Origin of the sequence: Undibacterium sp. Ji83W (assembly GCF_049340385.1) — a bacterium.
In the GTDB taxonomy this organism is placed as follows: Bacteria; Pseudomonadota; Gammaproteobacteria; order Burkholderiales; family Burkholderiaceae_D; genus Undibacterium.
The window spans coordinates 13,872-39,433 of sequence record NZ_JBMPOZ010000033.1 but is presented as its reverse complement, the minus strand read 5'-3'; the positions used below and the strand labels follow the sequence as shown (position 1 = coordinate 39,433).

Sequence of the window (25,562 nt, the reverse complement as noted above, 5' to 3'; positions counted from 1 at the left end):
GGCGTAGCGTTCAAAGCCACCTTCGGCAAAAGTTGTCTGTTTCATGGCATTCGGGATTCAATGAGAATAGGCTTATATTAACGTTTCTAAATCAATACTCGGATACTTAATCAGAGATTCCCTAGATTCCTGCCTACGCAGGAATGACGAATTTGAGGGTACTTACTGACTCGACCTTACAGCATTGCGACGATTCAAACCGGGCTAAGCGTCATCCACAAATGACCACTCAAGTTAACGTCGCTCCTGCGCAGGCAGGAGCCTAGTGGCGTTGACTGATCACGAATACCATTTGCAAATACTATCAACTTCAGCATGCAAGAAATATCTTCTTGAGCAATTAGCACCTCGGTATACCACAAACGACACTAGATTCCTGCCTACGCAGGAATGACGAATTTCAAGATAGAAGGATATTCTATTAACCAAGTTTGCCAATATCTCAACCTGGCTAATTGCCAGTAATGATCTCCATGCATTTTTAACGTCGCTCCAGCGAAGGCTGGAGACTACCGGGCTGGCGCTCCAGTGGCGTTGGTTGTTCACTAATACCATCCGCAAATGTGCAGCAAGTCGGCATGCGACACGCATCAATCACAAATAACAATAAGCAAAAGTAATTACCCGCTCACATAAGCACAAATAAAAATCTACACTGATACGCTATACTCCCCAGCAAGACCCGCTCAGCAACACTGGCAATTAGCGCCAGACACCAATACCAGCAAAACAACCCATGAAAATCCTAGGCATAGACCCCGGCTTGCGTACCACCGGTTTTGGCGTCATCCATAAACAGGGCAGCAAGCTGACATATATCGCCTCAGGCACGATCAAGACTATTGATGGCACTTTGCCCGAACGTTTAAAGACCATCCTGTCGGGTGTTTCAGAAATAGTACGCACTTACCAGCCAGATTGTGCGGCGATAGAAAAAGTCTTCGTCAACGTCAATCCCCAGTCCACCCTGTTGCTGGGGCAGGCACGCGGGGCGGCGATTTGTGCGCTGGTGGCGGCGGATCTGGCGGTGGCGGAATACACGGCTTTGCAGGTCAAGCAAGGTGTAGTCGGCCATGGTCGTGCCAAGAAAGAGCAAGTGCAGGACATGGTGCAGCGCCTGCTGGCTTTGTCGGGTCTGCCCGGCAGTGATGCTGCCGATGCGCTGGGTGTGGCGATTTGCCATGCCCATAGCGGCGATACACTTGCTACGCTGGGTGCAATGGCACCAGGGTTGGCCAAGAAGGGCCTGCGCGTCAAAGGTGGACGCCTGGTAGGCTAAATCTGCTCTGACGTGCTGACCATTCCGGTTTGGCATCCATCAATGAATCATTGCAGTATCGCAATATCAATATAATTTCCCCGCATTTGCCTCGTCAAACGCGCAAGAATCGTTTACTATCACTGCTTATTCATACAGTATGGAAGCAGTCTCATGATAGGTCGCATTGCAGGCACTCTGATAGAAAAGAATCCTCCGCAATTGCTGGTCGATTGCCAGGGTGTGGGCTACGAAGTCGACGTGCCCATGAGTACCTTCTATAACCTGCCACATCTGGGTGAAAAAGTGGTCTTGCTGACGCATCTGGCGATACGCGAAGATGCCCATGTGCTGTTTGGTTTTGGCACGGCGGAAGAACGCAGCACCTTCAAACAATTGATCAAGATCAGCGGCGTTGGTGCCCGCACTGCCCTGTCCATATTGTCAGGCATGTCGGTAGCCGACCTGGCACAGGCGATTACCCTGCAAGAGGCCGGACGCCTGACCCGCGTGCCTGGTATAGGCAAGAAGACCGCTGAGCGCCTGTTGCTGGAACTGAAAGGCAAACTAGGTGCTGACCTGGGTACTGCTACTGCCGCACTGGCAGCTGGTGACCATAGTGCTGATATCCTGAATGCCTTGCAGGCACTTGGTTATTCCGACAAGGAAGCCTTGCTGGCGATGAAATCCGTGCCTGCTGGTAGTGGTGTGTCAGATGGCATCAAGCTGGCATTGAAAGCATTGTCCAAGGGCTAAGCGATGACGATACAGACTGACAATCTTTCCTCCAACTTCAGCGAGCCGCGCATTATCTCGGCCACGCCCAGCTCCCCCAATGAAGAAGCGATAGAACGCGCCCTGCGCCCCAAGCAGCTTGATGAATATGTGGGCCAGGAAAAGATACGTGGTCAGCTGGAAATTTTCATCACAGCAGCAAGACAACGTAGTGAAGCGCTTGACCACACCTTGTTGTTTGGTCCACCAGGTCTGGGTAAAACCACGCTGGCACACATCATTGCGCGTGAGATGGGAGTCAACCTGCGCCAAACTTCTGGCCCGGTACTGGAGCGTGCCGGTGACCTGGCTGCCTTGCTGACAAACCTGGAAGCCAATGATGTGCTCTTCATTGACGAGATACATCGCTTGTCGCCGGTCGTTGAAGAAATTTTGTACCCGGCGCTGGAAGACTACCAGATCGACATCATGATCGGTGAAGGCCCGGCAGCACGTTCGGTGAAGCTGGATTTACAGCCCTTCACCCTGGTCGGTGCAACCACCCGCGCAGGCATGCTGACCAACCCCTTGCGCGACCGTTTTGGTATCGTCGCACGGCTGGAATTTTATACGCCAGAAGAATTGACCAAGATCGTCACCCGCTCGGCATCGCTGCTGAATGCACCGATACAGGCCGATGGTGCGGGTGAAATCGCCAAGCGGGCACGTGGCACACCGCGTATCGCCAATCGCCTGCTGCGGCGGGTACGCGATTATGCCGAGGTCAAGGGCAATGGCGAAATCACTAAGGCAATTGCTGATGCGGCATTGAAAATGCTGGATGTCGATGCCGTTGGCTTTGACCTCATGGACAGAAAACTGCTGGAAGCCATCCTCTTCAAATTTGGTGGCGGCCCGGTGGGACTGGACAATGTTGCGGCCGCCATAGGTGAAGAGCGCGACACCATAGAAGATGTACTGGAACCCTATCTGATACAGCAGGGGTTTTTGCAACGCACGCCCAGAGGCAGGATAGCAACCCCGTCTGCCTATGAACATTTTGGCGTAACCATGCCCAGATCGGGCAATAACGGTGACTTATGGGGCGGTGGCTAATACTCCGATCTCTCCATAGTTTGTGCTCAATCCAACCAAACTTGATGCCATGTCCTTACTAGCCGAACAACATGCCTATACCTTTCTTGAGGCAAGAGCACGTAACCAGCATTTGAGCCCGCTGAGCTCCCAATTTGATCTAAGCATTCACGATGCTTATGAAATCGCCAAAGCATCCGACACCATACGCGCCGCCGAAGGCGAAGTACGCATAGGCCGCAAACTGGGTTTTACCAACCGCAAACTATGGACCAAATATGGCGAGAAAGCCGCCATCCGTGAACCTATCTGGAGCAGCCTGTTTGACAGCACGGTGCGCTATGTGGAAGATACGCATGTCTACCAAAGTCTGACTGGCGCACTTCAACCACGCATAGAACCGGAAGTGGTATTCAAGCTGGGAAGGACACCAGCCGCAGACGCTTGCATAGAAGAGCTGGCAGATTGCCTGGAATGGATGGCACATGGCATAGAGATCGTCGTCAGTCCCTACCCTGACTGGAAGTTTGAAGCTGCCGATGCAATAGCTGCACTGGGCTTGCACGGCACCCTGCTGATCGGTGAACCACGTATCTTGTCGAGTGCCAGCCGCCAGCATCTGGCAGAGCTCCTGGCCAATGCCAGCGTCTCATTGTCATGTGACGGTTCTTTGCTGAGCGCGGGTTATGGCAGCAATGTTCTCGACAGCCCATTGCACGCAATCTGGTATCTGCATGGCCTGCTGCAAAAGCAGCCGCAATTCTCGCCTTTGCAGGCTGGCGAAATTATCACCACCGGCACATGGACAGATGCTTATCCTGTGCAGGCCGGCCAAACCTGGGGTACTGCCTTCTCGGGCATCCCCTTACCAGGCCTGAGTGTCAGTTTTGCGTAAAAGTAGTTAAACCCACTGCAATAGCGATTCATCCTCAGCAAACTGCGCTGAGTTTCTATAAATAAAAAGGCTGACATGCTTCTTGTCAGCTTTTTTTTGCGTCATTCAAACCTGCCTGGACATTGCATGCAATCCGACTAATTTGCAGTTATACGCAGTCAGGTGCGCAGACCTACATTACAAGTATGCTTGTATAAATACAAGCGCAAAAAAGCACCCACAAGGGGGTGCTTTTTCAATCTTGCCAGGTACTTTTTTATACTGACCTAAGTCAGCATAAAATTAGAACTTGTGACGAATACCAACGTTGATCAGACGTACATCAGCACCGTTAGGAACTGGGTGGAAAGTTGGAGAGGAATCCGCACTACCCAGGTTGATGTTTGCATCGTTGCTTGCACGGGAGATCGAAGTGTACAGGTTAGTACGCTTGGACAGGGAGTATGTGTAACCCAGAGCCAATTGTGTACCATTTGCAGCTTTGATCAGGCTGTTTTGGTTAGTAGAACGGATGTAGCTGGCAATGATGTTGCCAGAACCAACTGGTACTGTCGCACCCAGCAACCATACGCGACGATCCAGAGCAGCTGCGCCTGCGCCATCATCTTTGATGGAAGAGAAGCCAGCGTGCGCTGTAACTACGTCAAAGTTGTAAGTACCAGCCAGCAAGTAGCTCTTGGTTGCATTAGAACCAGTAGCGTTTTGTGCATTGCTGTATGCCAGTTCAGCAAACAGAGGACCAGCAGCGTATGCACCGGAGAAACCGATGTAACGACCAGCTGTTGTGTTACCAGCAACTTCGCCGAAACCATAAGCAACAGTACCTGTGAAACCGCCCAGGTTAGCTGTGTTGTAGATAGCGGAGTTGTTGACACGAACGCCACCGTGGTCGAAGTAAGCTGCAGCGCCCAGGCCGGATGTACCGCTACCTGCTGTACCACTAGTGATACCAGTGCCGAACGGATCGAAGCTGTCGATCGCGATAAATGCTGGTGTGTATTGACGGCCGAAGTTAACCGCACCGAAGTCACCAGACAAACCTACATAAGCTTGACGACCGAATGCACGGCCACCTTGAGCAGAGCTACCTGTATCAGCATTGATACCCATTTCCAATTGGAAATTTGCTTTCAGACCGCCACCCAGATCTTCAGAACCTTTGAAGCCCAGACGGGAACCGGATTGAATACCACTATCCAGACCCAGTGTTGAGCCAGCAGGATCGCCAGTGTTTTGATGTTGCAAAGCCATATCGACTACACCGTAGATAGTTACGGAAGATTGAGCTTGTGCTGTACCTGCAACAGCAGCCAAAACTGACAGAGCGATGAGTGATTTTTTCATTGATATTTCTCCAAAGGATTTCACATTGATATGAACTACATTAAGTACAGTTCGCGCAAAACAGAGCCAAAAAATTGATCGCACGAAACGCGCAAATACTTAAGAACCGACAAGACAGCTAAAAAGAAGTTAACGTATTTGACCAAAAATGGTGTCAGGCAGCCAAGCTAAATCGGCTTTTGGAGGGAATATGGGGGAATTATGTCTCGTATAAGCAACAAAAATTGCATTAAAAACAATATTTTTAATACAAATTAGGCAAGCTTAACTGTGGAAAACAAATGCTAAAAGATTACATTATTACCAATAAAAGTGAAACAAAAACAAAATTGCAAAGGTCGCCTACGCGACCTTTGCAAGTAAAACCAGCTACCTACAATCAGAATGCGTGCAATACGCCTACTGCTGTACGGGTTGCAGAACTATTGCCTGCGCCGATGATGCCCAAAGCCAGGGAAACATCTTGTGCATTAACAGAACCAGCTTTTGCGTATGTCAGGGAAGCATAAGCAGTTGTGCGTTTGCTGAATGCATATTTACCCAGCAAGATGTACTGATCAGCTTTACCATCGATATCGCCAGAGCGTTTGGTGTTGTAATAAGCTGTTGTCAAAGTCATTTGATCAGACAAGAAGAAGTCTGCACCCAGGCCGATCACAGCAATCTTGCGACCATTTGCACTTGGCAATGCATCAATCTTTACATTACCTTCAACTTTGTTTTGAGAGTAAGTACCACGCAACATCACAGATGGAGCAACTTTGAACTTTGCGCCACCGGCCCAACCAGCCAGATAGGATGCATTGGCATTGTCACGCAATTTTGCATAAGACAAGGCTGCGCCGTTGGTGCCATCTGTAAAGAAGCCAGACAGACCTGCATAGTTGCTGGCAGTGTTGTCGCCTGCTTTTTCACCGAAACCATACATCAGCGCGCCGCCGAAGCCAGACATCAGAGGAGAAACATATTTGACGGAATTGTTTTGACGCAGAGCTGTACCACCCTGGTTAGTACCGAAGCCACCAAAGAATGCACCAGAATTCAGGGCGCTGAACATCACGTTAGGATTGGAACCCGCATGTGCCAGGCTGATAGGATCAGCCAGACCAACAGAATCCACACCCAGGATATTGTTACGGCCCAGAGTGACTGTACCGAAATCACCGGACAAGCCTACCCATGCCAGACGATCAAACAGGGATGTATTATTACCTGCCTGGTTAAATACGTTACCGCCAAAACCGGCACCGGCAGTACCAGTATCATTGGCCAGTGTGCCTTCCAGATTGAAGTTTGCTTTCAAACCGCCGCCCAGATCTTCAGAACCTTTGATACCCCAACGGGAGGTCAATAACTGACCAGCATCCATGGAGAATTTGGAACCACCAGTTGCTGTCTGGTTGGTAGTGGCTACAACGGCTGCGTCGATAATACCGTAGATGACGACGGAAGATTGTGCTGAAGCGGTTGCTGCAAATGCGCTCAAAACTGCGAATGCCAGTATCGATTTTTTCATTGAAAGCGTCTCCAAAATTATTAAATTTATGCGGCCGTACCTTGAACCCGGTCGACCATTTCTACTGATTTAGTCTTGCCAAGACTTCGAAACCTGCTGATTAAGAAGCTAGATTCCATTGAAACAAATTAAAGGAATTAGGGCAAAGAGAATTTGCGAACGATCGTTTTTAAGCAAATTTTATGTGGTGTTATCGCAACAAGCATCTTCTTTCTCATTATTAAAATTCTAAGTTTTCTGTAGGTTTCCAGACTTGGTCTGATGGCGCAAATCCATATTCCTTTCTACAATAGGGCATTAATAGCTGCTTTCTATTGGCTCAATATTCGCCCAACCATGGCATTTCCAAAAACAACATGAACTTCTTAACAACATCCCCCAAGGGTAGCCTCGATCAATTGATAGGCAAATTTGACCGCGCCTTGCGTGTGGTCAGTGGTCAGGCTATCTCCAGGCGCAGCTATCCTGGTCATGATCTGCCAGATGGCAATTTATCTGAGCAAGAAAAAAACCATAGCGCAGGTTTGATGCGCGTTAACCATGTGGGTGAAATTTGTGCTCAGGCCTTGTATGACTCTCAGGGTGCGAATGCGCATACAGAAGAAATACGTCAGCAATTCCAGCATTCCGGCATAGAAGAAGAAGATCATTTAGCCTGGACTGCAAAAAGGCTGCATGAACTCAATTCACATACCAGCTTCTTGAATCCGCTCTGGTATGCCGGGGCCTATGCCTGCGGCACGATCGCGGCCAGGTTTGGTGATGCTGTCAGCCTGGGATTTGTAGTTGAAACAGAAAAACAGGTGGAAGCACATCTGGCCAGCCATATGAAAAACTTGCCCACAGAAGATAAACGATCGCGCGCAGTGGTAGAACAAATGCGTCTGGATGAAATTGCACATGGCGATGCGGCTCAAGCTTTGGGCGCTAGCTCCTTGCCTGCTCCCGTTCAGGCGGGCATGAAGTTGATGGCCAAGGTCATGACGACAACAGCTTATTATGTTTGAGGCTGAAACTTAACTGGCGAACTTAACTGGCGAACAGATTTCGAAAAGGTATTGCGCAGGGCAGCCCCTGCGCTTATTGCTGCCTGAAGTTTAAATCTTTTCCAATTTAGCAATGCTCAGGTCTAACTCCTTCATACCAAATTTGCCGAAATTGATCTGGGCGCGCAGGCTGCCGCTGCCACCGCCGCCATTCAGATTCACAATCACGCCTTCGCCAAATTTTGCGTGCTCCACATTCTGGCCTATGCGCCAAGTCATATTGTCATTACTTTTCTTGAAAGTCTGGGCGATACGGTTGGCGGCATCATCCGGTGCCTCATCCCAGGCAGATTTTTTATTACCGAACCAGGTTGGCTGTACACGCGGGGTCAGCCACTTCAAAGATTCTTCCGGTAATTCATCAAGAAAACGGGAGCGCATGTTGTAACGAGTCTGGCCATGCAGCATGCGGGTTTGTGAGAAACTCAGGTACAGGCGCTTGCGTGCACGCGTAATCGCCACATACATGAGACGGCGTTCTTCCTCCACACCACTTTCTTCCTGCGCACTATTCTCATGCGGGAACAGCCCTTCTTCCAGACCGGTAATGAAAACTGCATCAAATTCCAGGCCCTTGGCGGAATGCACGGTCATCAGTTGCATGGCATCTTGCCCAGCCTGGGCCTGGTTGTCGCCCGCTTCCAGTGAAGCATGCGACAAGAAAGCAGACAGTGGTGACATCACCGTTGGCAGTGCTGCGTCGGCATCAATGATCTGATCGCCATTTCCGCTATCCAGCAAGACTGCTGCGCTACTGGCAGGGCCGGCAAATGCTGGCGCTTCTTTATTGAAGCCTTCTTCTGACACGAACAGGGTGGCGGCGCTGACTAACTGCTCCAGGTTTTCTATACGGTCTGCACCTTCTTTTTCAGTCTGGTAATGCGTCAGCAGGCTGCTGACTTCCAGCACGATCTTGACCATCTCGGGCAAAGGCAGGTTCTGGGTTTCAAAACGCACACCTTCTATCAGCTTGACGAAAGATCCCAGTGAAGAACCTGCCTTGCCTGCCACATACGGCACAGCGGCATACATGGAAATATTTTGCTGTTTGGCGACATCCTGCAATTGCTCCAGCGAGCGCGCGCCTATGCCGCGGGTAGGGAAGTTCACTACCCGCAAAAAGGCTGAATCGTTATGCGGGTTGTCCATCAATTGCAGATAGGCGATGGCATGCTTGATCTCGGCACGTTCAAAGAAGCGCTGGCCACCATATACGCGGTAAGGGATATTCGCTGTAAACAGCGCATGTTCTATGACACGTGACTGCGCATTCGAACGATACAGGATGGCAATCTCGCTACGCAAAGAACCTTCACGTATCAAATTCTTGGCTTCTTCTATGATCCAGTTGGCCTCTTGTATATCACTGCTCGATTCCATGATGCGCACCGGTTCACCATGACCGGCATCGGTACGCAGATTCTTGCCCAGGCGCTTGCTATTGTGCTCAATGAGTACATTCGCACTGTCGAGGATGTGGCCGTGGGAGCGATAATTCTGTTCCAGCTTGATCAGGTTTTGCACCTGGAATTCACGCTCAAAGGCCGACATATTGCCGACATTGGCACCTCGGAAAGCATAGATACTCTGGTCATCATCACCAACGGCAAACACAGCGCCGCCTTTTTTGCTGCCCTCACCTGCCATCAGCTTCAGCCACTTGTATTGCAAGTCATTGGTATCCTGAAACTCATCGACGAGGATGTGACGGAACCTGTCCTGATAATGTTCACGCAGTGGCTGGTTACGGCTCAGCAATTCATAGGTGCGCAACAACAACTCGGCAAAATCAACCACACCGTCACGCTGGCACTGGGCGTCATACAAATCATAAAGGCCAACCAGTTTGCGGTTGAAGTCGTCATAAGCATCGACTTGCGCCGCACGCAAACCCTGGTCTTTTGCACCATTGATGAAATACATCAAGGTCTTGGGCGGGAATTTTTCATCGTCGATATTGTTGGCTTTCAACAAACGCTTGATGAAGGATAACTGGTCGCCAGAGTCAAGTATCTGGAAAGTCGATGGCAAACCGGCGTCGCGGTGATGGGCGCGCAAAAGCCGGTTACACAGTCCATGAAAAGTGCCTATCCACATGCCGCGTGTATTAATCGGCAACATGGCTGACAAGCGCGTCAGCATTTCCTTGGCGGCCTTGTTGGTAAAGGTCACTGCCAAAATACCACCGGGCGAGACCTGGCCAGTCTGTATCAGCCAGGCGATGCGGGTAGTCAGCACACGTGTCTTGCCGGAACCTGCGCCAGCCAAAATCAGGGCAGACTGCGCCGGCAGAGTCACGGCAGCAAGTTGTTCGGGATTTAAGTTGTGGAGTAAATTTTGCATAGACGGATTATACGGGACTATGCCATGTCCGCTTTAAGCCACTTCCAGACAAAAAAATTTCTTGCAGGATGAAACCTTGACAAGCTACATCCCATCCGCAGATAATCATTTCAATCAACACAGAAATTTCATTTTCATTATGCAAACTCAAGTCAAAGATCAATTACACACACAGGGCAGCACTGCTTTGTGTATGGTCTTTGCTAAAGCCAAGAAACAGACGCTCATCTGACCGGGGCGTGCTGTCCCGTCAGGTGAGCTGACAGGATGGCAAAAACGGTTCTTCCCTTTGCGCTCCATGTCAACTCCCTGCGGGTCTTTTACCGGTCCACAGGAGAACAGGCATGTCCAGCAGCATCAGCAATTCCAGCAATACATCTATTGAATCAGACCATCAGACCAGACGCACTGATTTTTCCGGCATCTGGGTCGCCCTGGTCACACCGTTTTGTGCCAGCGCAAAGGCGGAAGTGGATTTCCTTGCGCTACAGGCATTGGCCAGCAAGTTGATCGCCGATGGTGTCGCTGGCCTGGTGGTGTGTGGCTCAACTGGCGAAGCAGCAGCACTTAGTGAAGATGAACAATTGCAGGTACTGGATGCGGTGCTGGCTGTGGCTCCTGCCCATCAAGTCATCATGGGCTTAAGTGGCAATCACATGGGGCAAGTCTTGCATAGACTGGCAGCTATAGGGCAAAGGCAAACTGCTGGCGTGCTGGTGACGCCACCGTATTACATACGGCCATCGCAGGCAGGCATCTTGCATTACTTCCATGAAATTGCTGATGCCTCTGCTGTGCCGGTGCTGCTGTATAACATTCCTTACCGCACGGGAGTGAATATGGAATTACCCACATTGCAGCAACTGGCCATGCATCCCAACATCGTCGCCATCAAGGATTGTGGTGGCAATCTGCAAGCCACCATGCAACTCATCATGGATGGGGATATTCAAGTACTCGCGGGGGAAGACCACCAGTTGTTCACAACACTCTGTCTCGGTGGTGCAGGCTGCATACTGGCATCAGCACATATACGCCCCGATCTGTTCTTGCGTTTGCAGGCGCATATCAATGCAGGTCAACTTGAACAAGCCAGAGTAATTTTCTATCACTTGCTGCCTGTCATGCAGACACTGTTTGAAGAACCCAACCCCGCCCCTTTAAAAGCAGCCCTGGCAGCATCGGGCGCAATGCAAGCCTGCCTGCGCGCGCCCATGCAGTCAGCAAGTGCAGAAACTGCCAGCAAATTATTGCGTGCGATGGCACAACTTGATCACATTCAATAGGGTATTGCCCGGTCAGTCCAAGCAAAGGATAATGCGGCTTCAATTATTTTTCTTCCTGAATGATGACGCTACGCCTGAATCCTTTGCTGACCTTACTGGCTGCTGCCATGATTTCGTACAGCCTGCCTGCTGCGGCCATGACCATGCTGCGCTCAAATGACACTTTGATTTTATATGGCAAGGTGGAAGCGGATGACACACAGCGATTCCGCCGCAATCTGTCAGGCGGTGAAGTGCGCAATGTCGTGTTGACTGAAAGCCCTGGCGGTGACCTGGGTGCCGCATATGGCATCGCCCAGCTTATCAAAGGCAGAAAAATCAATACTGCAGTCCAGGGAAATTGCTTTTCCTCTTGCGCCATCATGTTCATGGCAGGCACGGAAAGGCGCATGCTCGACAGCAAGAACCTGGCACGCACACGCCTGGGTTTTCATGGACCGCACAATAAGGAAACCCGCGAAGTCAGCACCGAAGCCATACCCAAATTGCGTGAATGGTTGTTAAAAGCCACCGATGGCAAATTCCCGGAAGAATTGCTGGATCAGGCCATGTATATCAAAAAAGCCAGTGACATGATGCTGTTCTATTATCCGGGCGCGGACAAGAAGAAAGGCAATATACGCTTTTGCACGGAAGGCACACTGGCTAACCCACGCAAATGCGAGACCATAGAAGGCCACGATATCATCAGCGTCGGCATCCTGACCACGGCAGAATTATTGAAAGTTGAAGACCTGGAACCGCAAGCAGCTGCGCCTGCCAGCAAAGAAGCTGAAGGCGAAACAAAATAAATCCTCCCGCTGTCAAACCTGGTTCGCAGCGAAAAGTTCTATAAATGCGTGCGCGGCCAGTCGTGGCTGGTCTGTCATATACACACTACTGATCACTGCCACCATGTCAGCCCCCTGAGCCAGCAGGGGCTGGCAGTTTTCCAGTGTCATGCCACCGATAACAACATTCGGCAGATCAAATTCCTTTACAGCATCACCGACTATGCTGGCGGGTGTGGTCACTGCATATTTCTTGATGCGGGAAGGATAGAAACCACCAAAGGCAATATAGCTGGCACCGCCTTTGACTGCTGTGCGTGCCAATTCCAGGTCGCCGTAGCAGGAAGCACCCAGTATCTTGTCAGGCCCCAGTTTTGTTCTGGCATCTGCTACCGAGATATCCGTGCCACCTACATGTAAGCCATCGGCATCAATTTCCAGACACAGCTCCAGATGGTCATTGATGATGAAGGGTTTATTAAAACTGCGGCACAGATCCAGCAAAGCCTGTGCCTGGTTCTTGCGCAGCTCTGCACTGGCAGTCTTGTGGCGATATTGCACGATATTCGCGCCGCCTTGCAAAGCCTGTTCAGTGACGGTTACCAATTGATCAGTATCATCCCAGTCAGGTGTGACGATGTACAAGCCGCTCAATTGATGATGACTCAATTTTTTCATACTCTTTTCCTTGTCTTCAATACTGGCTGGCGTGCCGGGATAAGCTGACCAGCTGCTATTGCATATGCATGCATCAAGCTTTGCTGCGTGTAGCTTTGCGCTTGTTGTAATGCGTCTGGCAAAGCTGCACCAATTGCCAACTGCCCCGCAATTGCTGATGCCAGCGTGCAGCCACTTCCATGGAATTCTCCAGGCAATCGTGGCCACAGCCATTCCTGTGCTGTCTGCCATTGCCGATGCTGGAACCAGATGTTTTTTACCTGCGCTTCTGTTGCATGACCGCCTTTCAGCAGGACATCTGCATCATAAGCTCGCATCAGGTTTTCCACCTGTGCCTGTATGTCAATGGCCAGAGGTGACAGGCGTTTCAATTCAGGTAAATTGGGCGTGATCAGTGTTGCGACTTTCAATAAAGGCCCAATAGACTCGACTGCATCGTCCAGCGACAAACTGTCACCATGACCGCTGCCCAATACCGGGTCAACAATGACTTGCAGATCAGCTTGCTGTTGTTTCATCTTCTGGATAAAGCTGGCAATCGCTGTCGCATTTTTTTTGTGCGCAACGATACCCAGTTTGATGACCTTGACCGGTATCTTGGCGACCAGTGTCATCGCTTGCTGCAAGATGATTTGCACATCGACTGCATGCACGGCATAGGCATGGTCATTGTCTTGCACCGTCAGTGCAGTAATCACGGGCAAGGCATGCGCACCCTGCGCGGCGATGGCTTCTATGTCGGCCTGTATGCCAGCACCACCGCTTGGGTCATGCCCTGCGAATACCAGCACACAGGGACGCGTTATTGTTTTCATCAGATAGTCATCAAACGAATATCAGACAATGCGGCCAGCCATGGGAGAAGACGGTGACGCCGCAAACTTGCGCGGCATACGGCCTGCCAGGAATGCTTCACGTCCGGCTTCCACCGCCAGGCCCATGGCACGCGCCATGCGCACCGGGTCTTTGGCACCGGCGATTGCGGTATTCATCAACACACCATCACAACCCAGTTCCATGGCGATGGCGGCGTCCGACGCAGTACCTACACCTGCATCCACCAAAACCGGTACTTTGGACTGCTCAATAATCAGTGACAGATTCCATGGATTCAAGATACCCATGCCAGAGCCTATCAGTGATGCCAGTGGCATGATGGCGACGCAGCCTATTTCTTCCAGCATGCGCGCCTGTATAGGATCATCGCTGCAATACACCATGACATCGAAACCATCCTGTACCAAAGTTTTGGCTGCCTTCAGGGTTTCAGGCATATTCGGGAACAGGGTTTTCTCATCGCCCAATACTTCCAGCTTGCACAGTTTGTGTCCACCCAATAATTCACGTCCTAGTCGTAGAGTGTAGATTGCATCTTCGGCGTTATAGCAACCCGCTGAGTTAGGCAGTATGGTGTATTTGCTAGGTGGGACTACATCCAGCAAGCTTGGTGCATTCGGGTCCTGACCTATGTTCACACGGCGTATTGCTACCGTGATGATGTCGGCACCACTGGCTTCTGTCGCCAGACGGGTTTGTTCGAGGTCTTTGTATTTACCGCTGCCGACCAGCAGGCGGGAGCGGTAGGTTTTGCCGGCTATGGTTAAGCCTGGGTTGTTTTCTGTGTTCATTGTTTTCTCCGAAATTGGGGAAATTGTTTTTACTTGCCTGCCGATAAGGGAATACTCGTACAAGTTGCCGTGCAACTCCTTCCCCTTCAAGGGGAAGGCGGGGATGGGGATGGGTTTCTTTAGCAAACTACATGCTTGTTTTATCAACTGAAACCCATCCCCACCCTAACCCTCCCCTTGAAGGGGAGGGAATTCTCTCAGTCTTCTTTAGGTTCTTCTTGATTCACATATCGCCAGATATGTTCCATCACAGCATCGTAGGTTGGGCTACGCTTTATCAGCCCAACACTCACCCGACGATCAACAAACATATTTATTGCAAAGCTCAATTACGAGATGATTTTTTGGCATTTTATTTAAGTTCGTAGCGACAATTTAGGCCCAGCGTTGGGCTGATGAAGCGTAGCCCAACCTACACTCATCCACCGCCAATAGCGCGCACCACATCAACCTTGTCATCGACTCGCAACTGGTAGTCTCCCCATTGCGACTTCGGAATAATCTGCCGATTCACCGCCACCGCAATCGCCTGTTGCGACAGATTTAGTTCTGCGATCAGATCAGCCAGCAGCGCACTCGCCAGTTGCCGCTTTTCTCCATTAAGCTGTATATCGACCATGGCTATTGCTTTTTATAAATTTCCGCGCCGGATTTGATGAACTCTACCGCTTTGACTTCCATGCCTTTCTTCAAAGCCTGTATCTCGCTGATACCTTGCGCATTGGCATAGTCTCGTACTTCCTGTGTAATCTTCATCGAGCAGAAATGCGGGCCGCACATGGAGCAGAAGTGGGCGACCTTGGCAGAATCCTTGGGCAATGTCTCGTCATGGAATTCACGCGCCTTGTCGGGATCGAGGCCGATGTTGAACTGGTCTTCCCAGCGGAATTCAAAACGTGCTTTGGACAAGGCATTGTCGCGTATCTGTGCACCGGGATGACCTTTTGCCAGGTCGGCTGCATGGGCGGCGATTTTGTAAGTGATGATGCCATCTTTGACATCGACCTTGTTTGGCAAGCCCAGGTGTTCTTTCGGTGTCACATAACACAGCATGGCTGTACCATACCAACCGATTTGTGCAGCACCTATGCCGGAGGTGATGTGGTCATAGCCAGGGGCGATATCAGTCGTCAATGGGCCCAGGGTATAGAACGGCGCTTCATGGCATTGTTCCAGTTGCAGGTCCATGTTTTCTTTGATGAGGTGCATGGGCACGTGGCCGGGGCCTTCTATCATGACCTGTACATCATGCTTCCAGGCGATCTGTGTCAGTTCACCCAGGGTTTTCAATTCACCCAACTGCGCTTCATCATTAGCATCATAGATGGAACCCGGACGCAGGCCGTCACCCAGACTGAAGGACACGTCATAGGCTTTCATGATTTCGCAAATATCTTCGAAATGCTCGTACAGGAAACTTTCTTTATGATGCGCCAGACACCATTTCGCCATGATGGAACCACCGCGTGACACGATGCCGGTCAGGCGTTTGGCTGTCATTGGCACATATTGCAGGCGCACGCCCGCGTGGATAGTGAAGTAATCAACACCCTGCTCAGCTTGCTCGATCAGCGTATCGCGGAAGATCTCCCAGGTCAGATCTTCTGCCTTGCCATTCACTTTTTCCAGAGCCTGATAGATAGGCACGGTACCGATAGGCACGGGAGAATTGCGGATGATCCATTCACGGGTTTCGTGGATGTGCTTACCAGTCGACAAATCCATGACATTGTCGCCACCCCAGCGTATTGCCCAGGTCATTTTTTCAACTTCTTCTCCGATGGAAGAAGTGACTGCAGAATTGCCGATATTGGCATTGATCTTGACCAGGAAATTACGGCCTATGATCATAGGTTCGATTTCCGGGTGATTAATGTTGGCAGGGATAATCGCACGACCACGGGCGATTTCTGAACGCACGAATTCTGGCGTGATTTCTGCAGGGATTGCAGCACCAAAAGACTGGCCAGGATGCTGGCGGCCCATGACTTCTGCGAGCTTGCTGCCCATGGGGCCGGAAGCTTTCAGGTTTTCCAGATATTCGCGACGACGCAGGTTTTCGCGGATGGAAACAAATTCCATTTCCGGTGTGATGATGCCCTGGCGAGCATAGTGCATCTGCGAGACATTCTTGCCTGCCAGCGCACGGCGAGGCAAGCGTTTCAGATTGAAACGCAGTTCAGCCAGCTTGGGGTCATGCAGACGGGCGATGCCGTATTCAGAGCTCGGGCCAGCCAGTTCTTCAGTGTCATTACGCTCGGCTATCCACGCACCACGTACAGATGCCAGGCCAGAACGGATATCGATTTTTACTTCAGGGTCAGTATAAGGGCCAGAGGTATCGTAGACATAGATAGGCGGGTTTTTTTCCGAGCCAAACATGGCTGGCGTATCAGACTGGCTGATTTCGCGCATGGGTACGCGAATATCGGGGCGGCTGCCCTGTATATAAGTTTTGCGGGAATTCGGCAGTGGCTGTATGGCTGCCTCGTCTACCGTGGCGGTAGCGGACAAGAATTGCGGGTTGGCGTTCATTTTGGCTCCTTTGCTTTGTTGGCATGGAGCCAGCAAAGGAGTTTCCAAAACAGGTGCGCGCACAGATCAATACATAATACAGGCGGCACAAACTTCGGCAGCTTCCCTTCGCTGGCATTATCCAGATCAGGTTCGAGGGTATTTCTCACCCGCCAACAAGATTGATGGCAGGACCCCTAGCATTTTTCTTCGGGTTCTGAAATAACTCCAGAACCGCGACGACGGCAGATTATACGACTTTTTTAAACCCAAGTGCTTTATTTAATGTCGCTGGCCAATTCCGCATCTTGCATTGTTGATGACGCGGCAAGATTGCTTTCCGGCAGTTTCACTGGCCCATGCACTTCTACCAACTCGACCATACCAGCCTTGATGGCCGCAGACAAATCATGATCAAGTACAGGTAAGGCTTCTTCATAGGCGATCAGTAATTTGCTGACGCCATAGGCCCGGTTGCGACCATTGACCTTACCCAGATAAAGTGCCATGTCGGCAATTTGCAAGGCTTTCTCCCAATTACAGACGGTTTCTGGCAAACCGGAAAATGGCAGGCTGATGAAACCTGCGGTCAGGGTAACGGGCACATTTTCCCCATCAACCTTGACACTCTCTTCACCTATGCTGCGCAAGATACGTTCTACCAAACTCTTGAGTTGTGCAGGATTGGAGCGCGGGGAATAAATCAAAAACTCTTCTCCACCCCAGCGCAATACCATGTCGCTATCGCGCACCGAGCTGCGCAAACGGCGCGCCACTTCTATCAGGACAGCATCACCGGTTGCATGGCCAAAGCTGTCATTGATATTTTTAAAGTGATCGATATCCATGAGGATTAAACAGTCTGGATTATCCAGTGCATCTTCGCGTCTTTCACCTTCTGGCAATATGGCCCTGCCCTTCATCATATCGACGAAAGAGCGGCGATTGTATAAGCCTGTGAGTGGATCACGCACTGCATGAAATTCCAGTTGCTCATTCACTTCGCGCAATTTTTCATTGGTCTTGCGTACCCGTCTGTACAAGAAAAAGACGACCACACCCACCATCACCATGATGATGGCAGCCAGCGTCAACACCACTTGCTGTAACTGGCGGTTTTTGATGTCGGCATCCTTGAGCTGGTTTTCACGCGCCAGCAATTCAATCTGTTTCTGTCTTTGCTGGGCATTGAATTGTTCCTGCAAGGTCGCTACGGCGCGCGCGCGGTCAGAGCGGAATAATTCGTCACTGAGCTTTTGCTGTTCGCGCACGATTGCCAGCGCTTCTTTATACATATCAGCGGCTTCATACATATTACCGATTTCACTGAGCAGGTTTTCGACATCCGACTTGGAACCTGTCTCCATGAAAAACTTCTTGGCTTCGTTGATGTAGCCTATACCCTGGGAAAATTTCTTTTGTCCAGCCAGGGCAAATCCTATATTCGCTTTGGCGATAGCTATTGCAAAAGGGTCATTAATGGCCTGGGCTTTTTCCAATGAAAAGCGAGCCGCACGCTCAGCCTCGGCGAACTTGCGCACATGTAGATAATAGTCAGCAATATTACCCAGCGCTGTTGCTGCCACGGCAGGCATGCCAGCTTCCGTGGATATCTGCAATACTGTCTTGTAAGCTTCCAAGGCTTCATCATGACGCCCCAAGTCTATCAAGGCCAGGCCACGTGCCATTTGCAATGATGAAATTATCTTGGGCGACTCTATTTTAGGTTGCATCGCCAATGCATCATTAGCGGTTTCCAAGGCTTTTTCAGCATTGTGCATATTCAGGTATAGCCTGGCGATGGATTCCATGCGGTACATCTTGGCCTGGGCACTTCGTCTTGGTATCTGATCTGCCAGCTTCAAGGCTTCGAGAAAGTACGGCAGGGATTTATCAAAATTACCTATCGCCAGTTGCACCATGCCGAAAGCAATATTCAGGCGCATGAGCACTTCCGCATTTTTTGAATCACGCAGGCTTTGCTGTATATCATTGAGCTTCACCAGCGCCATGGCAAACTTGCCTTGATCCAGCATCTGAAAGGCTACGCCCAACAAAGCCATATTGATCATGTCATTGTCATTTTGTGACCTGGCCAGTTGCAGCAACTCGGTATTGGCGGCATCGGCTTCCTTGATCTTGCCGGCGTCATACAAGATGCCTATCAGCGTCTTCAAGACTTCGGCGCGCAAGACATAATCTGCATCCTTGCCTAATTTGTCTTTGTATTCCTGCAGTTGTTTAAGTGCGGCGGTATTGTCACGGTCAGACAGCGTATGTATTGCTTCTATCTCGGAAAAGTCAGGTTTAGGCTTGGTTTGTGCATGTGCCATCGTGTTCATGCATAGCAAGACGATAGCCAGCAAACCCAGTAGCAGACTGGTGTGCCATTTTGGTAGTTGAAGCTGCAACATGCAAGCCCTCATTGATCAATCCATGTCTCTAATAATTTTTATCAAGGCTGCAGCAAACTGCTACAGTCCCAGGCTTTATTTACCTGTCTGATCCAGGAATACGCTGCCTACTTGCGACAATATTTCATCTTCCAGCTGTTGTGCCGGTATTGGTTTACTCAAGTAGAAGCCTTGCAGGATATCGCAGGATTGGGCACGCAAAAATTCCAGTTGCTCACGCGTTTCCACCCCTTCGGCCACCACTTCCAGCCGCAGGCTGTGTGCCAGTGCAATGATGCCGGTAACGATGGCAGCATCATCGGCATCACCCGGAATATCACGCACGAAGGAGCGGTCTATCTTGATGATATCGACAGGGAAGCGCTTCAGATAAGACAGCGATGAATAGCCGGTACCAAAATCATCAATGGTCAGCCTGACGCCAAGGCTGCGCAAGCGATCCAGTATGGCCAGCGTGTCTTGCGCATGCTCCATCAGCGTGCTCTCGGTAATTTCCAGTTCCAGCATTTTTGCTGGCAGGCCAGTATCGAACAAGACTTGTTCCACCGTGTTGGCAAAATCCTTTTGCAATAACTGGCTGACAGACAAATTCACTGCAACCCGCAAATGGGACATGCCTTTATCCATCCAGTTGCGCATCTGGGCGCAAGCCGTGCGCAATACCCATTCACCAAGTGCAATAATCAAACCGGTTTCTTCTGCCATCGGTATGAATTCCAGTGGCGACACCATACCACGGGTAGGATGAAACCAGCGTACCAGCGCCTCTGTACCAATGATCTCGCCAGTATCCATGCGTGCCTGGGGCTGATAAAAGACTGCCAGTTCATTACGCTCCAATGCGCGGCGCAAATCATTTTCCAGGCGTACCCGTTCAGAAATCGAATGTTCCATCGCCGCTTCAAAAAACTGGAAGTCGGTATTGGTTTTCTTGGCGCGGTACATGGCGGTATCTGCATGTTTGACCAGGGTGCCAACATCCATGCCATCACTGGGATAAACAGAAATACCTATGCTGGCAGTCACGAAAATATCATGGCTATCGATCTGGAAAGGCTTGGCCAGGGTGCGGCAAATATTTTGTGCAGCCGATGCCGCAGCAGCCGGGTCAGCCAGCTCGCTCAGTACCACGGTAAATTCATCGCCACCCAGACGTGCCACGCAATCGGCATTACGTACGCTGCGACGTATGCGCTGGGCGACTGCGATCAACAGGCGGTCACCTACATCATGACCGAGAGTGTCGTTGACGTTCTTGAACCTGTCCAGATCCAGGAAGAGCACAGCCACCGATTCGACATTCTCCTTGGCCATGGTCAGCCTGCGCCCCAACTGATCAAGGAATTGTGTGCGGTTCGGCAAACCCGTCAGCACATCATTGAAAGCCAGGTGGCGTATGCGTTTTTCTGCCTGATTCGCTTCTATGATGCGGCGCACGCGTTGCGACAGTACGGCAAAATGGATAGGCTTGGGGATATAGTCGCAGGCACCGGCAGCGAAAGCTCTTTCTACCGAACTATTGTCTTCAAGCGCAGTGATCATCAACACCGGTATGCTGCGGCCACGTGGCATTTCCTGTATCAGACTGCAGGCGGTAAAACCGTCCATGACCGGCATGACTGCATCCATGAGGATGACATCGGGCCGCATGCGTTTCAGCATCAGCAAGGCTTGCGAACCATCTGCAGCTTCCTCGACTTTGAAACCATCTCTTTGCAGGGTGTGGCGCAGTGTGCTGCGGGTACTCCGGTCATCATCGACCACCAGCACTTTGGCGACATGGCGGCCATGGCTGACAGCATCATGATCTTCCAGGAATACTTCATTACCCAATTCAGAGGCCACTGCTTCATAGGCTTGATGCAGGCTGCTCAGCAAGGGTGTGATTTCTGACAAATGCCGTTCCAGCGCCAGTTGTTCAACTTCCTTGGCGAACTGCAAAAGATTCGTAGCGCCCAGATTGCCACTGCTACCCTTGATGGAATGCGCCATGGCGCGCACCATTTCAGCATCACCTTGTTGCAAACCCTGATTTAATTGTTCGAGATAGACAGGCGTGTCTTCCAGGAACAGGGATACCGTCTGCTGTAAACCCGGCCCCAGGATATCGCGTAATTTATCAAACACCGCACGGTCCAGCGGGCTATTGTCGAGTGGCTGCAATTGCCCGTCTGGCGGCAGTGCGCGCCCTGCTGCGCCACCATGGGTAAGCCAGCGCTCCAGCTTCTGGCGCAATTCCACTAGCGTAATGGGTTTGGCCAGATAATCATCCATACCTATCGCCAGGCATTTTTCAGCATCGCCACGCTGGGTATTGGCGGTCATTGCTACGATAGGCGTACGTCGGCCCAGGCCGTCTTCATAACTGCGTATCCTGACGGTGGCTTCATAGCCATCCATTTCCGGCATGCTGCAGTCCATGAGTATCAGGTCATAGCGGTTGCGGCGGGCAGCTTCAACAGCTTCCTTGCCGTTGCCGGCAAATTCGCAATGGCAGGCAGAAAGCGAGAGCATGCCTGCAGCCACCATTTGATTGGTACGATTGTCTTCAACCACCAGTACCCGCCATTCCACATGACCACCATTGGAGGGATGGCGTGTCACCTCCATGCTCCTGACGGGCATGTGTGCAGGCGCCCTTACAGCTGTCGTTGCTGCTGTTGCTGTTACCGCAGCGGATGTCTGCACATGAGCTGTGGTCAGCAGTAAATGACGCAAGGCTTCCAGCAGTTTTTCGATGTGTACAGGCTTGCTCAGACAAATTTCTGCAGTTGAGGAATTAACCTCACCCACGCAGCCATTCCGATCCAGCGCCAGCGTACGGATGCCGCTGTAGCGATGATCATTGCGCAAGCGACGCGCCAGTTCTTCGCCATTGTCATCCATGCTGCTGACATCCATGATGACCAGGGAATGTGGCGTACCATCTTTCGCGGCCTGATCCAGCAAAGTCAAAGCCTGCATGCCACTGGCAACCGCATGGCAAGACATGCCGTGACGGGAAAGTTGTTGCAGTAAAAAACTGCGGACGACTTCACTCGGATCAACGATGAATATGCGTTCGTCCTGCAAATCAGCACTGGCACTGTTCAACGCAGGTTTTTCTGTACTGCTGGCATGGCATTGCATGCTAAAGTAAAAATTACTACCCTGATCCGGCACACTGCTGACACCGATTTCCCCATGCAAGAGTGCCACCAGTTGCTTGCAGATTGCCAGCCCCAGGCCGGTACCACCATATTTGCGGGTAGTTGAACGATCCGCCTGGGCGAAGGATTCGAACACATTGGCGACAGCATCTGCCGACATGCCTATGCCGGTATCGCTGACTTCAAAACGCAAGCTCATCATGGAAGCCGGATCTGCCTGATCATGGCACTGGCCCATCACCACTCGCACCGCTATCTCACCATGTTCGGTGAACTTGACGGCATTGCCGATCAGGTTGATGAGTATCTGGCGTAAGCGCAGCGGGTCGCTCTTGACGCGCAAGGGCACATCATCAGCGACCAGATAAGCCAGTTCCAGGCCTTTTTGCTGGGCCGACTTGGACAATAATTCCAGTACTTCGGCCACTAGCTTATTGAGGTCAAATTCGATTTCTTCAACTTCAACCTTGCCTGCTTCCATCTTGGAAAAATCGAGGATGTCATTGATCAGCTCTATCAAAGCCTGGGAAGAATTCCAGGCCACATCCACACATTCACGCTGGCTTTTGGTGAGGCGCATTTCTTTCAGCATGTCGAGCATGCCAACCACGCCATTCAAAGGTGTGCGCACTTCATGGCTAACGGTGGCAGCAAATTGCGCCTTCATGACAGCTGCATGCAGGGCCTGATCACGCGATTGCTTGAGTTCAGCCTCACGGTCTTCCAGCACGGCCATCATCTGGTTAAAGGCATGCGCCATTTCAATGATGTCTTTTGACCCGTCCGGCGTGGCACGCATGCCGGATTCACCCGCCTCTGCCTGGCCCATGAGGGCAGACAACTGGTTCAGCGGACGTATCATTTGCCGCGACATCAGGCGTATCACGGCCAGCAATATCAGGGCGAATGAAAAGGTAATAGCGAGGTTGCCCAGCAACAGGGACGACACCAGTTTATCAAGGGTGGTCTTGCCGACCACCACATGCACATAGCCCAGCAATTGCTGTTTGCTTTCCTGCACTTCAAAAGGCGAAGCTTCACTTTCGCCGGCTAATACCGGGGCGCTGAAACGCCAGTCCTGATCACTTTCCTGTTCCAGCCTGGCACTCGACAACGGCCCGGCCGGATGTGTTTTCAATGGCGGCAAGACTACACCAGGCTTGCTTTGTGACAGCAATATCTTGTGATCAGCATTGGCGATTTCCACCTGCAAGACATCAGGAAAAGCCAGGGTCGTGGTCACCACTTCCCTGGCGTTGTCTGCGGAGTGATACAGCAGCGCCAGGCGGCTTTGCCTGGCCAGGTTTTCTGCCACTTGCTGACCTTGTACGACAAAGTAAGCACGCATGCGATGGCTGGCCTGCCATGAATTCATGATGGAAGAAAAAAGTGCCAGCACCAGAATCGCGGCAGTGATGATGACCGTTAGCTGGAGGCTGAAACCTGTGCGGCGAAAGTAGTTACTGAAAAACTTCATACTTGAACCAAATTACTTATGGCCGCCCACCCTCAAACTTCACTGGTGAACAACACTATGTCCCGGAATATTCAAGATCATGCCAGCCCCCTTATCAAGGCATGGCATGCTTGGCTTGTTCACTTCTCTTCTTTCACTTTCATCATGTGGGCACACTGCAGGCTCATACCAGTACCCGTGTGCGGGTCTTCATTCAGGGCTCGGGGAAAATTGAATCAAAACTTCTCTGGCTTTGATAATCAATATTCAAACCTATGTGGCTGGCAGTACGCAAATTCACTGCCACCAATACTTCGCGCAACAGCGATACCCCGGATTTGCGGCCATCACCACTCACGGCACTTTGCGCAGCCAAGGCCAGGCTCTGTCCCAGTTCCAGATTATTCGGATAGAGAGCAAACAAGGCCCCCTTTTTGGCATGCAAAAAACTGCTGGAAAAGAAGGGAACGCCACGGTTCCATGACTCACGCAACACCAGCGGCAAGATACTGCCCTCTTCCACTGTCGTAGAGTCTTGCGGCAACCATAAAGCGTCACGCTTGTCGGCATTGGCAAAGGCCACTTCATACTGGTGGGCCGCACCAGCCAGGTCTCTGGCTTCATACGTCACCAGTTCCAGACCTTGCTGTTTGGCAGCTTCACGTGCCAGCTTGATCAACCATTCATTGTTTTTGGGGTCGTAGACAACGATGACTCTTTTGACACCCGGCAGCAGGCTTTTCAGCCGTGAAAATAGCAGTACTGGGTCAGGCATCAGACTGACACCAGTCATGCTGCGGCTTTCACTCTCCGGGATATTCAACACCCCGCCAACCACCACGGCAATCTCACGGTCAAGGCTGCTGGCCAGCTTGACACCCTGACGGCCAAGGGCAATGACGACCTTGACACCATTGCGTTTCAACTGTGCATTCAAATCCCCGGTTTCCAGCTTTGGTCCTATCGGCATACTGATCACCGGCATGCGCGACTTGCTCTCTATGCCTTCGATGATCTTGGCAAAAATACTGCGGTAAGGCTCGCCCATATCGGGATACAGTACTGCCACGCTGCCACCTGTGATGACATCCTGGCGCCGTCCCTGGCTTGCCGCATCAGCAAATACCAGATGCTCGCCATAGCGACGCCCCATGCGCAAATCCTGAGCCAGTGCCGGCGTATGCACTTGCGGCATCTGGTTTTGCAACATCGCCAGGTCTGGCATCGATATAAGCTGGTCTGCCCTGGCCGGATTGGCAAATAAAACCATGATGCCAAAAGCGATATTGAAAAACCGCCAGACGTGCTGAAACAGCCCTGGCTTCCTGTCAGTTTTTTTACTGGCACGGGAAGCATGGATATCAGAAAAATAAGGGGCGCTGTTTTCCAGCATCTACACTTTCATACTTTCTTTGGTTTTACCAACAGGCTTAACTCATGCTTATAAACCAATGCT

General features: G+C 51.1%; 18 protein-coding genes and 1 riboswitch. Of the genes, 7 read left to right on the top strand and 11 right to left on the bottom strand.

Annotation, left to right across the window (positions count from 1 at the left end):
* Positions 1-736: 736 nt before the first annotated feature.
* The 4 genes from ruvC to ACO0LD_RS30000 all read left to right on the top strand — a co-directional run bounded on the left by ruvC (position 737) and on the right by ACO0LD_RS30000 (position 3,962).
* Positions 737-1,279 carry a crossover junction endodeoxyribonuclease RuvC gene (gene ruvC, locus ACO0LD_RS30015; protein ID WP_423012885.1) on the top strand — a complete coding sequence of 181 codons (543 nt, stop codon included), beginning with the start codon at positions 737-739 and terminating at the stop codon, positions 1,277-1,279.
* Positions 1,280-1,432: 153 nt separating this feature from the next.
* On the top strand, positions 1,433-2,014 hold the full coding sequence (gene ruvA / locus ACO0LD_RS30010) for a Holliday junction branch migration protein RuvA (RefSeq protein ID WP_423012883.1): 582 nt from the start codon (positions 1,433-1,435) through the stop codon (positions 2,012-2,014).
* Positions 2,015-2,017: 3 nt separating this feature from the next.
* Positions 2,018-3,088 carry a Holliday junction branch migration DNA helicase RuvB gene (gene ruvB / locus ACO0LD_RS30005; protein ID WP_423012881.1) on the top strand — a complete coding sequence of 357 codons (1,071 nt, stop codon included), beginning with the start codon at positions 2,018-2,020 and terminating at the stop codon, positions 3,086-3,088.
* 49 nt (positions 3,089-3,137) lie between these two features.
* A complete protein-coding gene (locus tag ACO0LD_RS30000; protein ID WP_423012879.1) occupies positions 3,138-3,962 on the top strand; it encodes a 2-keto-4-pentenoate hydratase in 825 nt (274 codons plus the stop codon).
* A gap of 282 nt (positions 3,963-4,244) precedes the next feature.
* Here the strand turns inward: ACO0LD_RS30000 and ACO0LD_RS29995 are convergent, their stop codons facing one another.
* Both ACO0LD_RS29995 and ACO0LD_RS29990 read right to left on the bottom strand, forming a co-directional pair.
* Positions 4,245-5,306, bottom strand: a complete 1,062-nt coding sequence (locus tag ACO0LD_RS29995; protein WP_423012877.1) for a porin — start codon at positions 5,304-5,306, stop codon at positions 4,245-4,247.
* Positions 5,307-5,685: 379 nt separating this feature from the next.
* The gene (locus tag ACO0LD_RS29990) at positions 5,686-6,822 is read right to left on the bottom strand and encodes a porin (protein ID WP_423012875.1); all 1,137 of its coding nucleotides are present in this window, start codon (positions 6,820-6,822) and stop codon (positions 5,686-5,688) included.
* Between the two features lie 356 nt (positions 6,823-7,178).
* On the opposite strand from ACO0LD_RS29990, the gene coq7 reads away from it, so the two are divergent.
* Complete coding sequence (gene coq7, locus ACO0LD_RS29985; protein WP_423012873.1) at positions 7,179-7,829, top strand: 2-polyprenyl-3-methyl-6-methoxy-1,4-benzoquinone monooxygenase; 651 nt, start codon at positions 7,179-7,181, stop codon at positions 7,827-7,829.
* 90 nt (positions 7,830-7,919) lie between these two features.
* Here the strand turns inward: coq7 and ACO0LD_RS29980 are convergent, their stop codons facing one another.
* Positions 7,920-10,211, bottom strand: a complete 2,292-nt coding sequence (locus tag ACO0LD_RS29980) for a UvrD-helicase domain-containing protein (RefSeq protein WP_423012871.1) — start codon at positions 10,209-10,211, stop codon at positions 7,920-7,922.
* 344 nt (positions 10,212-10,555) lie between these two features.
* Between ACO0LD_RS29980 and dapA the strand changes: the two genes are divergently transcribed.
* Both dapA and ACO0LD_RS29970 read left to right on the top strand, forming a co-directional pair.
* Positions 10,556-11,497 (top strand): 4-hydroxy-tetrahydrodipicolinate synthase, encoded by a 942-nt coding sequence (dapA, locus tag ACO0LD_RS29975; RefSeq protein WP_423012869.1) that lies wholly within the window; start codon positions 10,556-10,558, stop codon positions 11,495-11,497.
* Between the two features lie 59 nt (positions 11,498-11,556).
* A complete protein-coding gene (locus tag ACO0LD_RS29970) occupies positions 11,557-12,288 on the top strand; it encodes a hypothetical protein (protein WP_423012867.1) in 732 nt (243 codons plus the stop codon).
* A gap of 12 nt (positions 12,289-12,300) precedes the next feature.
* Here ACO0LD_RS29970 and thiE read toward each other — a convergent pair whose 3' ends face one another.
* From thiE to ACO0LD_RS29930, 8 genes are all read right to left on the bottom strand, one after another.
* A complete protein-coding gene (thiE, locus tag ACO0LD_RS29965; protein WP_423012865.1) occupies positions 12,301-12,945 on the bottom strand; it encodes a thiamine phosphate synthase in 645 nt (214 codons plus the stop codon).
* Positions 12,942-13,760, bottom strand: coding sequence for a bifunctional hydroxymethylpyrimidine kinase/phosphomethylpyrimidine kinase (thiD, locus tag ACO0LD_RS29960; RefSeq protein WP_423012863.1), 819 nt, complete (start codon positions 13,758-13,760; stop codon positions 12,942-12,944). Before thiD ends, thiE begins: the two co-directional genes overlap by 4 nt.
* Before the next feature lie 21 nt (positions 13,761-13,781).
* On the bottom strand, positions 13,782-14,573 hold the full coding sequence (locus ACO0LD_RS29955; protein ID WP_423012861.1) for a thiazole synthase: 792 nt from the start codon (positions 14,571-14,573) through the stop codon (positions 13,782-13,784).
* A gap of 418 nt (positions 14,574-14,991) precedes the next feature.
* Positions 14,992-15,192 carry a sulfur carrier protein ThiS gene (gene thiS / locus ACO0LD_RS29950; RefSeq protein ID WP_423012859.1) on the bottom strand — a complete coding sequence of 67 codons (201 nt, stop codon included), beginning with the start codon at positions 15,190-15,192 and terminating at the stop codon, positions 14,992-14,994.
* 2 nt (positions 15,193-15,194) lie between these two features.
* Positions 15,195-17,108 (bottom strand): phosphomethylpyrimidine synthase ThiC, encoded by a 1,914-nt coding sequence (thiC, locus tag ACO0LD_RS29945; protein ID WP_423012857.1) that lies wholly within the window; start codon positions 17,106-17,108, stop codon positions 15,195-15,197.
* Between the two features lie 86 nt (positions 17,109-17,194).
* A riboswitch (TPP riboswitch) is annotated at positions 17,195-17,296 on the bottom strand.
* Positions 17,297-17,365: 69 nt separating this feature from the next.
* Positions 17,366-19,501, bottom strand: coding sequence for a tetratricopeptide repeat-containing diguanylate cyclase (locus ACO0LD_RS29940; RefSeq protein ID WP_423012855.1), 2,136 nt, complete (start codon positions 19,499-19,501; stop codon positions 17,366-17,368).
* Between the two features lie 75 nt (positions 19,502-19,576).
* Positions 19,577-24,127 carry an EAL domain-containing protein gene (locus ACO0LD_RS29935; protein ID WP_423012853.1) on the bottom strand — a complete coding sequence of 1,517 codons (4,551 nt, stop codon included), beginning with the start codon at positions 24,125-24,127 and terminating at the stop codon, positions 19,577-19,579.
* A 193-nt stretch (positions 24,128-24,320) separates the two neighbouring features.
* Positions 24,321-25,499 (bottom strand): ABC transporter substrate binding protein, encoded by a 1,179-nt coding sequence (locus ACO0LD_RS29930; protein ID WP_423012851.1) that lies wholly within the window; start codon positions 25,497-25,499, stop codon positions 24,321-24,323.
* Positions 25,500-25,562 lie beyond the last annotated feature (63 nt).

Excerpts from the sequence above, each read along its gene's own strand:
- ruvC (WP_423012885.1), top strand. The coding sequence starts at position 737 with ATGAAAATCCTAGGCATAGACCCCGGCTTGCGTACCACCGGTTTTGGC.
- ruvA (WP_423012883.1), top strand. The coding sequence starts at position 1,433 with ATGATAGGTCGCATTGCAGGCACTCTGATAGAAAAGAATCCTCCGCAA.
- ruvB (WP_423012881.1), top strand. The coding sequence starts at position 2,018 with ATGACGATACAGACTGACAATCTTTCCTCCAACTTCAGCGAGCCGCGC.
- ACO0LD_RS30000 (WP_423012879.1), top strand. The coding sequence starts at position 3,138 with ATGTCCTTACTAGCCGAACAACATGCCTATACCTTTCTTGAGGCAAGA.
- ACO0LD_RS29995 (WP_423012877.1), bottom strand. The coding sequence starts at position 5,306 with ATGAAAAAATCACTCATCGCTCTGTCAGTTTTGGCTGCTGTTGCAGGT.
- ACO0LD_RS29990 (WP_423012875.1), bottom strand. The coding sequence starts at position 6,822 with ATGAAAAAATCGATACTGGCATTCGCAGTTTTGAGCGCATTTGCAGCA.
- coq7 (WP_423012873.1), top strand. The coding sequence starts at position 7,179 with ATGAACTTCTTAACAACATCCCCCAAGGGTAGCCTCGATCAATTGATA.
- ACO0LD_RS29980 (WP_423012871.1), bottom strand. The coding sequence starts at position 10,211 with ATGCAAAATTTACTCCACAACTTAAATCCCGAACAACTTGCTGCCGTG.
- dapA (WP_423012869.1), top strand. The coding sequence starts at position 10,556 with ATGTCCAGCAGCATCAGCAATTCCAGCAATACATCTATTGAATCAGAC.
- ACO0LD_RS29970 (WP_423012867.1), top strand. The coding sequence starts at position 11,557 with ATGATGACGCTACGCCTGAATCCTTTGCTGACCTTACTGGCTGCTGCC.
- thiE (WP_423012865.1), bottom strand. The coding sequence starts at position 12,945 with ATGAAAAAATTGAGTCATCATCAATTGAGCGGCTTGTACATCGTCACA.
- thiD (WP_423012863.1), bottom strand. The coding sequence starts at position 13,760 with ATGAAAACAATAACGCGTCCCTGTGTGCTGGTATTCGCAGGGCATGAC.
- ACO0LD_RS29955 (WP_423012861.1), bottom strand. The coding sequence starts at position 14,573 with ATGAACACAGAAAACAACCCAGGCTTAACCATAGCCGGCAAAACCTAC.
- thiS (WP_423012859.1), bottom strand. The coding sequence starts at position 15,192 with ATGGTCGATATACAGCTTAATGGAGAAAAGCGGCAACTGGCGAGTGCG.
- thiC (WP_423012857.1), bottom strand. The coding sequence starts at position 17,108 with ATGAACGCCAACCCGCAATTCTTGTCCGCTACCGCCACGGTAGACGAG.
- ACO0LD_RS29940 (WP_423012855.1), bottom strand. The coding sequence starts at position 19,501 with ATGTTGCAGCTTCAACTACCAAAATGGCACACCAGTCTGCTACTGGGT.
- ACO0LD_RS29935 (WP_423012853.1), bottom strand. The coding sequence starts at position 24,127 with ATGAAGTTTTTCAGTAACTACTTTCGCCGCACAGGTTTCAGCCTCCAG.
- ACO0LD_RS29930 (WP_423012851.1), bottom strand. The coding sequence starts at position 25,499 with ATGCTGGAAAACAGCGCCCCTTATTTTTCTGATATCCATGCTTCCCGT.